The 14,591-nt window shown below is 58.5% G+C and carries 14 protein-coding genes; 8 read left to right on the forward strand and 6 right to left on the reverse strand.

Features of this window, described 5'->3' with window-relative positions; all coding sequences use genetic code 11:
* Window positions 1-959 (reverse strand): cell wall-binding repeat-containing protein (locus tag RDL66_RS08515; protein ID WP_308536531.1); only part of this gene is annotated, 959 nt, incomplete at its 3' end.
* 128 nt (window positions 960-1,087) lie between these two features.
* Between RDL66_RS08515 and RDL66_RS08520 the strand changes: the two genes are divergently transcribed.
* Window positions 1,088-1,354 carry a hypothetical protein gene (locus RDL66_RS08520; protein WP_308536533.1) on the forward strand — a complete coding sequence of 89 codons (267 nt, stop codon included), beginning with the start codon at window positions 1,088-1,090 and terminating at the stop codon, window positions 1,352-1,354.
* Entirely contained in the window at window positions 1,335-1,727 is a 393-nt protein-coding gene (locus RDL66_RS08525; protein ID WP_308536535.1) for a PIN domain-containing protein, read from the forward strand. Before RDL66_RS08520 ends, RDL66_RS08525 begins: the two co-directional genes overlap by 20 nt.
* An 884-nt stretch (window positions 1,728-2,611) precedes the next feature.
* Here RDL66_RS08525 and RDL66_RS08530 read toward each other — a convergent pair.
* A complete protein-coding gene (locus RDL66_RS08530; protein WP_308536537.1) occupies window positions 2,612-3,595 on the reverse strand; it encodes a tyrosine recombinase in 984 nt (327 codons plus the stop codon).
* A 96-nt stretch (window positions 3,596-3,691) separates the two neighbouring features.
* On the opposite strand from RDL66_RS08530, the gene tkt reads away from it, so the two are divergent.
* On the forward strand, window positions 3,692-5,773 hold the full coding sequence (gene tkt, locus RDL66_RS08535; RefSeq protein ID WP_308536539.1) for a transketolase: 2,082 nt from the start codon (window positions 3,692-3,694) through the stop codon (window positions 5,771-5,773).
* A gap of 70 nt (window positions 5,774-5,843) precedes the next feature.
* On the opposite strand, the gene secG is transcribed toward tkt, so the two are convergent.
* Window positions 5,844-6,191, reverse strand: coding sequence for a preprotein translocase subunit SecG (secG, locus tag RDL66_RS08540; RefSeq protein WP_297346386.1), 348 nt, complete (start codon window positions 6,189-6,191; stop codon window positions 5,844-5,846).
* A 74-nt stretch (window positions 6,192-6,265) separates the two neighbouring features.
* On the opposite strand from secG, the gene RDL66_RS08545 reads away from it, so the two are divergent.
* Together RDL66_RS08545 and RDL66_RS08550 are read left to right on the forward strand one after the other, a co-directional pair.
* Window positions 6,266-6,913 (forward strand): CrcB family protein, encoded by a 648-nt coding sequence (locus tag RDL66_RS08545; RefSeq protein WP_308536541.1) that lies wholly within the window; start codon window positions 6,266-6,268, stop codon window positions 6,911-6,913.
* Window positions 6,910-7,398, forward strand: coding sequence for a CrcB family protein (locus RDL66_RS08550; RefSeq protein WP_308536543.1), 489 nt, complete (start codon window positions 6,910-6,912; stop codon window positions 7,396-7,398). The genes RDL66_RS08545 and RDL66_RS08550 overlap by 4 nt, the downstream gene beginning before the upstream one ends.
* A gap of 176 nt (window positions 7,399-7,574) precedes the next feature.
* Here the strand turns inward: RDL66_RS08550 and tpiA are convergent, their stop codons facing one another.
* The 3 genes from tpiA to gap all read right to left on the reverse strand — a co-directional run bounded on the left by tpiA (window position 7,575) and on the right by gap (window position 10,648).
* Complete coding sequence (gene tpiA / locus RDL66_RS08555) at window positions 7,575-8,351, reverse strand: triose-phosphate isomerase (RefSeq protein WP_308536545.1); 777 nt, start codon at window positions 8,349-8,351, stop codon at window positions 7,575-7,577.
* Between the two features lie 2 nt (window positions 8,352-8,353).
* Window positions 8,354-9,544, reverse strand: a complete 1,191-nt coding sequence (gene pgk, locus RDL66_RS08560) for a phosphoglycerate kinase (protein WP_308536548.1) — start codon at window positions 9,542-9,544, stop codon at window positions 8,354-8,356.
* Between the two features lie 96 nt (window positions 9,545-9,640).
* Entirely contained in the window at window positions 9,641-10,648 is a 1,008-nt protein-coding gene (gene gap / locus RDL66_RS08565) for a type I glyceraldehyde-3-phosphate dehydrogenase (RefSeq protein WP_299297124.1), read from the reverse strand.
* 314 nt (window positions 10,649-10,962) lie between these two features.
* Between gap and RDL66_RS08570 the strand changes: the two genes are divergently transcribed.
* The 3 genes from RDL66_RS08570 to RDL66_RS08580 all read left to right on the forward strand — a co-directional run.
* A complete protein-coding gene (locus RDL66_RS08570; RefSeq protein ID WP_308536546.1) occupies window positions 10,963-12,396 on the forward strand; it encodes a leucyl aminopeptidase in 1,434 nt (477 codons plus the stop codon).
* 102 nt (window positions 12,397-12,498) lie between these two features.
* Window positions 12,499-13,866, forward strand: coding sequence for a dihydrolipoyl dehydrogenase (lpdA, locus tag RDL66_RS08575; RefSeq protein ID WP_307742436.1), 1,368 nt, complete (start codon window positions 12,499-12,501; stop codon window positions 13,864-13,866).
* Between the two features lie 39 nt (window positions 13,867-13,905).
* On the forward strand, window positions 13,906-14,591 hold a 686-nt coding region (locus RDL66_RS08580), incomplete at its 3' end, for a biotin/lipoyl-containing protein (RefSeq protein WP_308536547.1).

A 14,591-nucleotide genomic window follows, 5' to 3' on the forward strand; every position in this document is an offset into this window, starting at 1 on the left:
GGGATGATGCCGGTGGCGGCGGCTTGGACGGTAGCATCGGGCATGACGCCGGTCCCGCCGATAATCATCAGTTTGCTAGCACCTAGGGCGTCAGCTTTCGCTTTCACACCCTCCCCGTTAGCTGGGCTCAACAGGATAACTCCGTCTTTGGCGGCACCAGCAACCATCGCGTCTTTCAACGCGGTACCCGACGCTAGGTAAACCACGCTGCCAGGCTTTTGAGCCTTCGCATACTTAGCAATCGTGAACGCGGTCTCATACCGGTTCGCCCCCGCCAAACGCGCCGTCGCTTTCCCACCAGCAGCCGTGTTGAGAATGGAATCCGGAACAACAGCCGTGCCACCCAAAGCAGTAACCTTACCGGCTTTCAGTTCGGAGACAACCCCGGGCAAGGCTGCCGCGGACGCATCATTCGTAAACGTCAAAATCGGGCCATCACGCAGTACACTGGCCGCGACCGCATCAGGAGAACCCGAACCCACATTCTTCGTCACATACACATTCTTCGGGGTACCGTTAACCTTCACCCACTGTTTCGCGATAGCCACCGCCGTAGCATTACGATTCGCCCCCGCCAGGCGCAACACTTCCACACCACTAGCTTTCGCCTGGTCCTCAATAGCCTGAGGCACCGCACCCAAACCACCAAGCAACACAATCTTGCCGGGTTTCACCCCACCCAGATTCAAACTCTTACCATCCGTAAGCACCACCGGGCCATCCCCAATAGTCGCCGCCGGTAGGGCATCCACCGGATTACGATTAGACGCCACATACACCACCGGCCACGTGGTCCCCCAAGTGTGCTTCGCCACCGCTAGGGACGTCTCCACCCCAGACGGGCCAGCCAAACGCTCATGCGCCAACTCACCAGCCACCGCCGGCACGGCTGACACACCAGCCAAACCAAACATAGAACCAGCCGCAACCAGCCCCACCAACCATCTCTTCACACCCATAATCAAACTCCTAACGTTAGAAACAACCTGGGTAACAAAATGCTAAGAAAATACCCCCCCCCGCACGTTGTTCACCACCAGCGAACACCACCCTTGTGAGATAAACCCGTGTTTGCGATAATTAACACATGAGCACCACCGTGGAATTACCTCCCGACTTGGCCGAGAAAGTTAGCCAACTCGCTTCGGCACGCGGTGTCGACTCCAGCGAATTAGCCGCCAGTTTTATCCGTGAGGGCATCGCCTCCGTGAAATCCGCTCCAACGCCTCCCCCGTTTAGGGTGGTGAAAGACCCCAATACTGGCTGGTCATCGCTTTCCCTGGGACGCACAGTAACTTCTGCAGAGGTCAAGGCATTCCTAGCGCAGGACGAAGATGACGAACTACCTGATTGACGCCAATGCGCTGATAGCTTTCAACCTCAGTACCCACCAGCATCACGATGTGGTTCTGCGATGGTTTGCACAAGCCGATACGGTCCTGGTGTGTCCCATCACGGAGGGCGCGCTCTTCCGTTTCATAGTCAGAAACCATTTCGATTTCACAGTTGCATACCAGCTTTTGACTGATTTTTGCGCTATTCCAAAAGTACAGAGAATCCCTGACGACCTGCACTACGACGATGCCAACTGGACAGGAGTTCAGGGACACCGCCAAGTTACCGATGTTTACTTGACCGAGCTCGCGCAGCATCACGATGCCTTGCTGGCAACTTTTGACCAGGGCATTGCCTCCCTGCGCCCAGACGCAACATTTCTGATTCAATAGACAGCTCGGAACCTATGTCGAGGCGCGTTCATCACCCCCAGCGACGAAGCGCCGACTGGTTCAGTGCACACTGCTTTTGCCCAGTTTTCAGCCTCGGGGGTTTCCGGCCGGCAGGCTTAAACCTATTGATTTGCGTCAGTGTGCCATATATGGCACACCGACGCGTTTAAAAAGTTTTTATCTCAGTTATTTAGAGAAGCTTAGGGCACTGTCAGCGTGGATAACTAGGGGGATTTGGGCTGTAGCTGCCAATAATGGCAGCTACAGCCCAAATCCCACCTTTTATCAACAAAAGTGACCCGAACCGGGAATGTAGGGAGTGGCGCAGCGGGCGCGCGCGTAGGCAGACTGTGGGTGCACGTACATTTTTCTTGGCAACTTGTTGCCTAGAAAAATAGTGCAGGACCCCACCACCTGCCCTAGCGCCGCCGCGAGCCACGACCGACCAACCCGGAAAAATAAAACCCTCACCCCAGCTGAGAGAGGTGAGCGTTTTGCGACAATAGTCGCGCAAAACGCGAGGGGGCCCTCCCCCTTCCGCCTCTCGCGAGCGCCCCCGCGACGAAGCGCCCACCACTAAAACCGATACGCCGTTAACGCGATGGCTCACTCGCTTCGCGATGCCCCCTCCTGCTCGGAGCTACGGCGGCGCGACGTCCCCCAGACGTCGCTTTTACGCCGCCTCCGCCGTTAACGCGATGGCTCACTCGCTACGCGATGCCCCTCCCTGCTCGGAGCTCCGGCGGCGCGACGTCCCCCAGACGTCGCTTTTACGCCGCCTCCACCGTTAACGCGATGGCTCACTCGCTTCGCGATGCCCCTCCCTGCTCGGAGCTACGGCGGCGCGACGTCCCCCGGACGTCGCTTTTACGCCGCCTCCGCCGTTAACGCGATGGCTCACTCGCTTCGCGATGCCATCGCGCACGCGGATGTGCTGAAGCGTAGACTTCCCGGAGCATGTCGTTCGAGACTTTCGTGTAAATCTGGGTGGTGGTGACCGAGGCGTGACCCAGCAGCTCTTGAACTGCGCGGACGTCTGCGCCGCCTTGCAACAGGTGCGTGGCGAAACAATGCCGCAAGGTGTGGGGACCAACCGGAACCGTAATCTGGGCGCGCTGCGCCGCTGCCTGGATAATCGCCCAGGCACTCTGCCGACTGAGAGGCCGCCCCAAAGTATTCAAAAAGACCCGGCCTTGTGAACGACCTTTTTCTGCCAAGCCCGGGCGCACCCGCACCAAGTACGCTTCCAGGGCATCTTTGGCGAGGTGACCCAACATGGACAGGCGTTCCTTGCGGCCCTTGCCGAACAGTCGGACCAGCGGAATCTCTTCATCGAGGTCTATATCGTCAACCGCCAGATTAACCGCCTCGGAAATCCGGGCTCCCGTCGCGTAGAGGAACTCCAGCAGCGCCCGATCCCGCAACGCATTGTCGTCGCCGGGCGCACTAGCGGCCTCCAGCAATGCCTGGACTTCCTCCACGGTCAACACTGTGGGCAAATGGGCGCTGACCTTGGCAGGCGCGATGCCTTTGGTCGGATTCGAGCGAGCCGCCCCGGTTTCATAAGCATAGCGATGCCAAGAGCGCACGCTGGCGATGGCACGGCGCGCCGAGGAGGGCGCCACCGCGGCATAGTCGCCAAAGCCCGCTTCTAGGGCACGCACAAACGCCTCCAAGATTGGCAAGGTCACCTCATCGAGACTTTTGACACCGTTGTTGACCAGGAACGTCACGTAACGCCGCAAGTCCCGAGTATAAGCCGCTACGGTATGCGGGGAAGCACCGCGCTCCACCGCCAGATAGTCCAAGTAGGGTTGAGGGTCCAACCGTTCGGGACACACAAAATCGGGGGCAGGTCGCGAGCCCATATCCTCCCCCTTTCACCCGGTTTTTTTATAGTATCGAGTAACGGGACAAAAACCGCGAGTATCTATCCGACTTTCCGACAATTTAGGTGATGAGTTATGACATTTGTGGCAAGTGAACTGGACAAACAGGCGATTAAAGCCGCCAAGGCTCTGGCGGCAGACGCGGTAGAAAACGCCGGTAACGGACATCCGGGAACCCCGATTTCTCTGGCTCCCGCCGCTTACCTGCTCTACCAGTATGTGATGCGCAGCGATCCGACAGACCCCTGGTGGCTAGGTCGAGATCGCTTCGTTCTCAGTGCCGGGCACGCCTCGGCTCTGCAGTACGTGCAGCTGTTCCTGGCTGGCTACGGGATAGAGCTGGAGGACCTAAAACACTTCCGTCAAGCAGGCGGGCTGTTGACCGGCCATCCCGAATACCGTCACCAGCCCGGAGTGGAAGTGACCACCGGGCCTCTGGGTACCGGCATCGCGGCTGCGGTCGGCATGGCGATGGAACAGCGTCGTCTGCGCGGGCTGCTGGACCCGGACGCGGCTCCCGGCGAAAGCCCCTTTGACCATCACATTTATGTCGTGTCCGGGGACGGCTGTCTGCAGGAAGGCATCAGCTACGAGGCGATGTCTCTGGCGGGTACTCAGGAACTCGGAAACCTCATCTATCTGTATGACGAAAACCGCATCTCTATCGAGGACGATATTGATATTGCATTTGTCGAAGACATTCGCGGTCGGTTTGAATCCCAGGGTTGGCACTACCAAGAAGTGTCCTGGGTGCAAGACGACGGGTCTTACGTGGAAAACCTGGAAGCTCTGTTCGCCGCTTTCGAGGCTGCAAAAGCCGAGACGAAACGGCCTTCCATTATTAAGTTGCGCACCATTATTGGCTGGCCTTCGCCGAACAAGCAGAATCAGGGCGGTATTCACGGCTCCGCTCTGGGCTCCTCAGAGCTGGAGGGTCTCAAGGCCGCGCTGGGGCTTGACCCCACTAAGATGTTCGACATTCCTGCCGAAATTGTCTCTGCGACCAGGGAAAACGTCGCCCAGCGTGCCCGAGCATTCCGAGCTGAGTGGGACCCGCGCTTTGCCGCCTGGCAGCAAGCCCACCCACAGCAGGCCGCGCTGTTGAAGCGTCTGCAGGATGGGGAGCTGCCCGCCGATGTGGAGTCGGCACTGCCGCAGTTCGAGCCCGGCAGCGCAATCGCCACCCGCGCCGCCTCCGGCAAAGTCATCAACGCTCTGGCCGGTGTGCTACCCGAGTTGTGGGGCGGCAGCGCGGACCTGGCAGGTTCCAACAACACCGCCATCGCCGACGAACCGTCTTTTGCTCCCGCCGACCGCGCCACGAAAGCGTGGACGAAGGTCAGCGAATGGGGCCGCAACCTGCACTTCGGGGTACGCGAACACGCTATGGCAGGGATCCTCAACGGCATCGCCACCAGCGGTTTAACCCGACCCTACGCAGGGACTTTCCTGGTGTTCTCGGACTTTATGCGCGGGGCGGTGCGCCTTTCAGCGCTGATGAAGCTGCCGGTCACTTATGTGTGGACCCACGACTCTATCGGGGTCGGCGAGGACGGACCGACCCACCAGCCGGTAGAGACGCTGACCAGCTTGCGCGCCATTCCAAACCTGGCGGTGGTACGCCCCGCGGACGGCGCGGAAACCGCGTATGCCTGGTTAGAGATTATGCGGCGGCGCGGCCCGGCCGGGTTGGCGTTGAGCCGTCAAAAGCTGCCCAATCCCGCCCGTGGGACGGACACCGGCTTGGCCAGTGCAAAAAATGTGGCCCGCGGTGGTTACGTGCTGAAGGACTTTGGGGACAATCCCGCGGTCATTTTGCTGGCGACCGGTTCTGAGGTCGCTCTGGCTCTGCAGGCCGGAGAACAGCTGGCTCAGGAGGGCGTGGCGGCACGGGTCGTTTCCCTGCCGTGCCTAGAGTGGTTCGAGGAACAGGACGCGGCCTATCGGGAATCGGTTTTACCCGCGTCAATCCGCGCCCGGGTGTCCATCGAAGCCGGACTAGCGATGCCGTGGTATCGCTATCTGGGAGATGCGGGGCAAGCGGTGTCGGTGGAAACGTTCGGTACTCCGGCAAGCGGTGCGGATAACTTTGCCCACTTCGGGTTCACCGTGGAAAACGTGGTCGCGAAAGCGAAAGAGAGCCTGGCGAAAGCCTAGGCAAAAGCCCCAGAGACCACTGGAAGCCCCGGAATATTCCGGGGCTTCCACTTCTAAGATTTAATGCAGCTTACTTTTGAGCCGGAGCGGGGCTGGTCGGCAAAGCCGGAGTCGGATTGGCCGGAGCCGTAATGGGCGCGGTAGGCGTCTGATTAGCCTTGGCGTCAGGAGCCGCCGGCTTATCCATGGTGAAAGCGAACAGCACGATGGCGAAGAGCCACACTAGGGACACCACGACGGTCAAAATATTCAGGTTACGCTGGCCCACGCCGGAGGAGGACATGGCCGAAGTCAAGCCACCGCCGAACATATCGGACATACCGCCGCCTTGGCCCTTATGCATCAAAATGGACAAAACCAGCAGCAGCGAGGTGATAACCAAAAGCACCTGTGCCACGATGTTGAAAGCAAATAACATGTTTTCCTCTGTGTTTATCTGTTCATGAACTCAGCCTTGCAATGATACCACGACCCGGGTATTAAGATGATTTCGTGACCGCAACACCCAAAGATTTATCCCCTCTCAGCGCCACCGTCGCTGTCTTTATCGGTGGTGCACTAGGGTCGCTGCTGCGCTGGGGCGGGTCTTTGGTAGCCCGTAGTGTGTCGTCCTCGCCGAACTGCCAGGGTCTTTGCCGCGTCATTGTCGGGGGCGGCGGAGTCAACATCGACACCTGGATTTTGAACCTCATTTCGGTGGTGGTGCTGGCATATTTGACGGGTCGTTTGGTGTCCAATCCACATCGTCACCGCACCCAAGCCCTGAAGCTGTCGGTGGGCACCGGATTTTGCGGAGGACTGGGGACTTACGGGGGTCCGGTGTGGCAGATTGTGGTTTATCAACAGTTTTACCTGGGGCACTTGCTGGAGCTGATTGCCATGTTTGCCGTGGCCCTGCCGGTGGGGTTGTTTGCGCTGTGGCTGGGGACCCGGCAGGCTTTCGTTTCCGGAGACATCTACCGCGACTCCCCCGCCGACTTTACCCTGCCCAATGCTAACGACCCGACGTCACTGCCGCCCTTGTCCACAGCGGCTGCCTCCACCGCACCGCCCACTGAGTCTCTGGAAAATGCCCACACCCGGCCTTCTGACCCAGCACCAGCATCGACCAGCGATAACAACACGGGGAGGTCGGCATGATTCCCCTTTTCATAGCTCTCGGCGGAGGACTGGGTGCGGCCGCCCGCTTTGGCGTGGACAAACTGTCCACGCGCCTCATCGACAAGTTTCGGGAGAGGCGCAGCGCCAAATATCCCAGTGAAACCGTAACCGGGAAGCGCTTGTGGGGCGGCTGGGGAATTATTTTCGTCAATATCACGGGGTGTTTCCTGGTGGGCTGGGTCGCGACCTCACCGTGGCTCGATGTCGTCATGGGCGGGCCGTTACAAGCCCAACTGCCCCCGCACACGGTGGCGGACGTGCTGCAAGCCGGTTTCCTGGGCGCCTACACGACATTTTCCACCGCCATCATGGACACCATCGGCTATACCTGGAAGCCCAAGTTTGACTTTAGGTACGCCGTGAAAGCCACATTACTGGTAGGCGTGGTCATTTTTGTCTGTATCGGGGCGGCACTGGCGGGCGTGGCGCTGAACACCGGCGTTTTCGTCCTGCCAGTCGGCTGACCGAATTCCCCACGGCGCCCCGGACAGTGGATATGACCGACCGCGATTGTACTCAAGTCAATTTCGCCATTTAGCACAAGATTCCGGGCTTGCGAACTAAAGGAGAAAAAATCCCGGGGAGGCTACCGATTATCAATAGCCTCCCCGAGAGAGTTTAGGGTGTCCTGCCAGCGGCGTTACTCGCCGAGGCGGCAGATCTTCCCGAATTCTTCAGCCTTCAGAGAAGCGCCGCCGACCAGACCGCCGTCCACGTTGGGTTGAGCCATGAGCTCAGCCACGTTCGCGGACTTCACCGAGCCGCCGTAGAGGACACGGATTCCGTCAGCGGTTTCCTGACCGTAAAGCTCCGCCAGCTTGGCGCGGATAGCCCCACAAACCTCCTCGGCATTTTCCGGGGTCGCGGTCTCGCCCGTGCCAATCGCCCAGATAGGTTCGTAGGCGACCACGCACTTGGCGGCGTCCGGGGTGGGGATAGCGTCAAAAGCCGCTTCAATCTGAGCCAAAACGTGCTCGACGTGCTTTCCGGCCTTGCGCACCTCCAGAGCCTCGCCGCAGCAAATAATCGGCACCATACCCGCTGCCAGAACCTTACGCGCCTTCTCATTAACGACGGCATCGCTTTCCTGGTGATATTCGCGGCGTTCCGAGTGACCCACCACCACATAGGTGCAGCCCAGCTTGGTCAGCATCGCGGTGGACACTTCTCCGGTGTAGGCACCGTTATCGTGGGTCGAGACGTCTTGAGCGCCATACTTAATCTTCATATCATCGCCATCAATGGTGGTCTGCACCGAACGAATGTCGGTAAACGGCGGAATAACCGCCACCTCCACCTTGCTAAAGTCGTGACGATGATCTTGCAGATCAAGGTTCAGCTGATTGACCAACTGAATCGCCTCGAGGTGGTCGAGGTTCATCTTCCAGTTGCCTGCCATCAGGGGAATACGTGCCATGTTTAGGCCTCCAATACTTCAATACCGGGCAAAACCTTGCCCTCCAACAATTCTAGTGATGCTCCGCCACCGGTCGAGATGTGGCTGAACTTGGACTCGTCAAAGCCCAGCTGGCGCACCGCCGCTGCGGAGTCCCCGCCGCCCACGATGCCAAAGGCCGTGCCGTCCTGCAATGCTTTTGCCACCGCTTTAGTGCCGCCCGCGAAAGCCGGGAACTCGAACACACCCATCGGGCCGTTCCAAGCCACGGTCTTTGACTCGGCAATCTTCGCAGCAAAGAGTTCACCCGATTTCGGCCCGATATCCAGGCCCATCTGATCCTCGGGGATAGCATCGGCGGCCACTACGGTAGCCGGGGCGTCAGCCTTAAACTCGGGAGCCACCACGACGTCCACTGGCAGCACCAGTTCTACGCCGTTTTGTTTTGCCTGATCCAGGTAGCCTTTCACGGTGTCAATCTGGTCGGACTCCAGCAAGGACTTACCTACCGCGTATCCTTGCGCCGCCAGGAACGTAAACGCCATACCGCCGCCAATCAGCAGGGTATCGGCTTTCGTCAACAGATTCGCGATAACGCCGAGTTTGTCGGAAACTTTCGAGCCGCCCAGCACCACCGTGTAAGGCCGCTCCGGGTTTTCGGTGGCCTTGCGTAGGGATTCGATTTCCTTTAACACCAGGAAACCGGCCGCCGCGGGCAGCAGTTTCGCCACGTCATAAACCGAGGTTTGCTTACGGTGCACCACTCCGAAACCATCAGACACGTAGCAGTCCGCCAACTCCGCCATCTCGGCCGCGAAAGCCGCGCGTTCGGCGTCGTCTTTCGAGGTTTCGCGCGCATCAAACCGGACGTTTTCCAGCATAAGGATCTCTCCGGGGTTGAGGGCGGCAGCTTTCGCTTTCGCGTCCGCACCGGTCGTATCCTCGGCCAAAGTGACCTTGACCCCAATCAGCTCAGCGAGACGCTGGGCCACCGGGGCCAGAGAAAATTCAGGCATGACCTGGCCTTTAGGACGCCCCAGGTGAGCCATAGTGATGACTTTGGCTCCGCTGTCCAGCAACTTTTGCAAGGTCGGCAGCGCCGCACGGATACGTCCGTCGTCAGTAATCACACCGTCCTTGAGGGGCACATTGAAGTCGCAACGCACCAAAACGCGCTTGCCGCTCAGATCCCCCAAGGAATCAATCGTTTTCAGCATATTTATCCCTTCCTTAAACACTCGGAAAATGCGAGAGGACGCCCGCAATTCACGCAGAAATGCAGGCGTCCTATCTCACTCAAAACTCCCGAATTAGAGCTGCTTGCCCATGAACACGGTCAGGTCAACCACGCGGTTGGAGTAGCCCCATTCGTTGTCGTACCAAGACACACACTTAATCATGTTGTCAATCTGCTTGGTCAGAGGCGCATCGTAAATCGAAGAATGCGAATCGGTGACGATGTCGGTCGAAACAATGCCATCGTCGTTGTAATCCAAAATGCCCTTCAAAGAGCCCTCGGCGGCAGCCTTCATCGCGGCATTGATGTCGTCGATAGAGCAGGACTTCTTCGGGATGAAGCTCAAGTCAGTGACGGAACCGGTGATGACCGGCACGCGCAAGGCGTAACCATCGAGCTTGCCCTTTAACTGGGGAAGCACCAGAGCGACCGCGCGGGCTGCGCCGGTGGAAGTCGGCACAATGTTTTGGGCCGCAGCGCGGGCGCGACGCAGATCCTTGTGCGGAGCGTCGTGAATGCGCTGGTCACCGGTGTAGGCGTGAATAGTGGTCATCAGGCCGTAATCGATGCCGAACTCGTCGTCCAGGACCTTGGCCATCGGGGCCAGGCAGTTCGTGGTGCAAGAAGCGTTAGAAACCACGTGGTGCTTTGCCGGATCGTAAGTCTCATGGTTTACGCCCATGACGAAAGTCGCGTCCACGTTGCCCTTGGCGGGAGCGGAGATAATGACTTTCTTTGCACCAGCCTTGATGTGAGCGCGAGCCGCATCGCCATCGGTAAAGAAGCCGGTGGATTCAATCACAATATCGGCACCCAAATCGCCCCAAGGCAGGTTGGCGGGGTCGCGTTCTGCCATGGCGGCAAATTTCTTGCCGTCAACGGTGATGGTCTTGTCGTCATAGGTGACTTCCTTGCCCAGGCGGCCGGTCACCGAATCGTATTTCAACAAGTGAGACAAGGTGTGGTTGTCGGTCAAGTCGTTCACGCCAACAATCTCGATGTCCGCGCCCTGCTTCAGGGCGGCGCGGAAGAAGTTACGACCAATACGGCCAAAGCCATTGATGCCAACACGGACAGTCACAGTTTCCTCCATCTTGTGCAACTCTGTGCACATGTAGGTTCTTTAGTTATTCAATCCCGGCAGTGAACACACTGCGGGACCCGGTCAAAAATGTCGACCAGCTCTTAAAACCTACCTGAAACATTCCTATAAATCATCAATAATCACAGTTAATTTCTAGTTAATTTCGCTCTTTTACGCCAGAACCATTACAAAGAACATGATTTATTATTCACGACGCACGCTTTTCGACACCCCAAATTCCCACCGACCGCGCCACTTGGCGCGGGAACAAAACCCCAAACCAACCCGAAAAAGGACGTAGGATTTCAGGTATGACGAAGATTGATGTGTTTTCTAAAGATTTACCGACCCTGCGCACCCCCCTGGTGCTGGCTGCCACCACAGATGGCGACGAACTGCAGGTTCCCAATTTTCCAGCCCTGCGCGATTTTGCCCGCGCCGCCGGGGTGACCGGAAAGCTCGGAGAGGTCAACAGGGTTCCCTCCCCGCATGACTTTTCTGCCGCGTTCGTCGTGTTTGCTGGGGTCGGCTCCCTGAAAACTCCTGCCGAAACACTCCAAAACTTCCGCGAGGCGGCCGGCAACGTGACCCGCAGCATCACCAGTGAAGAACTCGCTTTTTCCTTCCCCACGAAGAACCGGGAGGAAGTCCTGGCGACTGTAGAGGGGGCGCTTCTGGGGGCCTACCGTTTTGGAAAATATCAATCCAAACCCTCCAAAACCCTGAAAACTCTGTACATTCCTGCTCACGATGCTCTCAGTGACCCGGAGCGCGCCCAACTGCAAACCACCGTCAAGGCGGTCACGCGAGTTCGCAACCTCGTGAACACGTCCCCCTCCGATCTGTACCCCGAATCCATGGCCAAAGCATTTCAGAAAGCCAGCAAGAACCTCCCGGTGAGCTTTGAAAAGTGGAATTACCGAGACCTCAAGGATCAGGGCTTCGGCGGACTCGTCGCGGTAGGGAAAGGCTCTAAGCGCAAGCCCTGCCTGGTGAAGTTGACCTACGCACCCGAGGGCGCCAAAGCGCACGTCGCCCTGGTCGGCAAAGGTATCACTTTTGACTCCGGGGGCTACAGCCTAAAACCGAGCACTTCTATGCTCACCATGAAATCGGATATGACCGGCGCGGCCACCATGGGAGCGGTGTGCTTAGCAGCGGCGGAACTACGGCTGCCGGTGAGAGTCACGGCGTGGCTGTGCTTGGCAGAAAACCTGGTCAGCGGTAACGCGTCGCGGGTCGATGACGTCATCACGATGAAAAGCGGGAAAACTGTAGAGATTACCAACACCGATGCAGAAGGGCGGTTGGTGCTGGCAGACGGTTTGACTATGGCGGTGGCGCAGCATCCCGACTTGGTTATTGATATGGCTACCCTGACCGGCGCGCAGAGAGTGGCTTTTGGTAGCCGCATCGCCGGAGTGATGGGGTGCCAAAAGGACTGGATACGCGACGCCTCCGTGGCGGTCGGGGAACCGGCTTGGACGGCACCACTGCCTGAATACCTGTTGGAACACCTGCATTCTGACGTAGCTGACATCGCGAATTCTTCGTCGAAACGAGAGGCCGGGATGCTGGTGGCCGGAATTTTCCTGAAACAATTTGTGGGCGACACGCCGTGGGCGCATATCGACATTGCCGGCCCGGGTTTTAATACCGGTTCTGCCTGGGGATACACTCCGAAAGGCGGTACCGGCTACGGGGTGCGCACCCTGCTGCGGGTCATTGCGGACATGGGTCGCTAGGCCCGGTTCGTTCACCCTGTTTGCATTAGCACATGGGAATCATTTAGTGAAAGAATAAACTTGCTTAGAATTTTGTTCCTTTGACAGAACTGGAGTTGAACATTGAGCGAAGAACAATACGATGTAGTGATTTTAGGCGGCGGAAATGGCGGGTACGCCTGTGCTTTGCGAGCAACTTCTCTGGGAATGAGCGTCGCCCTGGTCGAGGCGGACAAAGTCGGCGGCACCTGTCTGCACCGCGGATGCATTCCTACCAAGGCTTTGCTGAGAGCGGCGGAAGTCGCCGATACCGTGCATGAGTCCCTGGATTGGGGCATTGGCTCTGCCTTTAACGGTGTCGATATGGCGAAAGTGCTGGAGTTTCAGAGCGGAATCATCAACAAAATGCATCGTGGCTTGTCCGGGTTGATTAAGAGTCACAAGGTCGAGTTCGTCAACGCTCATGGCGTGCTCAGCGGGGTCGATACGGTCACCGCTGGTGACCGGGTGCTCAAAGGTAAGAACATCGTTTTGGCCTCCGGTTCGGTCACCAAGACTTTGGGGATGAACCTGGGCGGACGCATTATCGGTTCCGAGCACGCTCTGTTCCTCGACCATGTTCCCGGTTCAGTAGTGATTTTGGGCGGCGGGGTGATTGGCGTCGAGTTTGCTTCCGTGTGGAAGTCTTTCGGGGCAGACGTCACCATCGTTGAGGCTTTGCCGCACCTGGTGCCAAACGAGGACGAGGACATTTCTAAGGGATTGGAAAAGGCGTTCAAATCTCGCGGGATTAAGTTCATGACCGGGACCCGTTTCCGGGATGCCGCTGAGGACGGTTCCGGCGTGACGGTAAACACCGAGGACGGTCAGAGCTTGCGTGCTGATTACCTATTGGTGGCGATTGGGCGCGGCCCGAACACGGCAAATATGGGTTACGAGGCACAGGGCATCCCGATGGATCGCGGTTTTGTGTTAGCCAACGAGCGCCTGCACACCGGTGTGGGGAATATTTATGCAGTCGGGGACATTGTGCCCGGTCTGCAGTTGGCGCACCGCGCGACGATGCAGGGGGTCTTTGTGGCTGAGGAAATCGCGGGACTGAATCCGCGCGTTGTGCCCAACGACAACATTCCCCGCGTGACGTTCTGCGAGCCCGAAATTGCCTCCGTGGGCTTGACCGAGGCGAAAGCCAAGGAAGTCTACGGCGCGGACAATGTCATCTCGAAGCAGTCCAATATGCTGGGTAACGCGAAGTCGCAAATGCTGAAAGCGGCTGGTTTTGTGAAGCTGGTCCAGGTCAAGGACGGTCCGATTGTGGGCTTCCACGCTTTGGGGCAGCGTATCGGGGAACAGATTGGTGAAGGTCAGCTCATTGTGAACTGGGAAGCTGATGCTGATGATTTGGCCTACCTGATGCACACCCACCCGACCCAAAACGAGATGATTGGTGAAGCGGCGATGGCTCTGGCTGGCAAACCGCTACACGGCTGAAACTTCGGGAAAAGTCAATCAAAGGAGAAAGACGAAATCATGGCTCAATCAGTTGCAATGCCCGCACTCGGAGAATCGGTGACCGAAGGTACCGTCACGAAATGGCTGAAAAATGTTGGCGACACCGTCGCCCTGGACGAACCCCTCCTGGAAGTCTCCACGGATAAGGTCGACACCGAGATACCCAGTCCCGTAGCTGGTGTGCTGACCAAGATTTTGGTTCCAGAGGACGAAACGGTTGATGTAGGCACCATTTTGGCTGAAGTCGGGGATGCTTCTGAAGTCAGTGCCGCCTCGGCGGCTCCGGCGGCACCGGCGGTTCCAGAGTTGCCGAATCCCGAAATTCCTTCCACCGTCACAGCTGGCAGCGGCGGCGGCGCGCAGGTCGAGTGGTCCTATCCGACAGTTCCGCCGATTCCTCCGAAGGCTGAGGAGGTTCCGGCTCCCCCGGTTCCCCCGGCCGCACCGGCCGCTCCGGCTGCGCCCGCGGCTCCGGCAGGGCCGGCGGCTCCTGCACCGGCGGCTGCAGGAACAGGTCAGCCCATTATGATGCCGGCCTTGGGCGAATCCGTCACTGAAGGCACCGTCACAAAGTGGCTAAAGAACGTCGGCGACGCCGTCGCCCTGGACGAACCCCTCCTGGAAGTCTCCACCGACAAAGTCGACACCGAAATCCCCTCACCCATCGCCGGCACCATCACCCAAATCGTCGTCTCCGAAGACGA

It is taken from the genome of uncultured Mobiluncus sp., assembly GCF_902488535.1.
Classification (GTDB): domain Bacteria; phylum Actinomycetota; class Actinomycetes; order Actinomycetales; family Actinomycetaceae; genus Mobiluncus.

What these genes read in the sequence shown, in the direction of transcription:
- RDL66_RS08520 (WP_308536533.1), top strand. Translation starts at nt 1,088, where the DNA reads ATGAGCACCACCGTGGAATTACCTCCCGACTTGGCCGAGAAAGTTAGC.
- RDL66_RS08525 (WP_308536535.1), top strand. Translation starts at nt 1,335, where the DNA reads ATGACGAACTACCTGATTGACGCCAATGCGCTGATAGCTTTCAACCTC.
- RDL66_RS08530 (WP_308536537.1), bottom strand. Translation starts at nt 3,595, where the DNA reads ATGGGCTCGCGACCTGCCCCCGATTTTGTGTGTCCCGAACGGTTGGAC.
- tkt (WP_308536539.1), top strand. Translation starts at nt 3,692, where the DNA reads ATGACATTTGTGGCAAGTGAACTGGACAAACAGGCGATTAAAGCCGCC.
- secG (WP_297346386.1), bottom strand. Translation starts at nt 6,191, where the DNA reads ATGTTATTTGCTTTCAACATCGTGGCACAGGTGCTTTTGGTTATCACC.
- RDL66_RS08550 (WP_308536543.1), top strand. Translation starts at nt 6,910, where the DNA reads ATGATTCCCCTTTTCATAGCTCTCGGCGGAGGACTGGGTGCGGCCGCC.
- tpiA (WP_308536545.1), bottom strand. Translation starts at nt 8,351, where the DNA reads ATGGCACGTATTCCCCTGATGGCAGGCAACTGGAAGATGAACCTCGAC.
- RDL66_RS08570 (WP_308536546.1), top strand. Translation starts at nt 10,963, where the DNA reads ATGACGAAGATTGATGTGTTTTCTAAAGATTTACCGACCCTGCGCACC.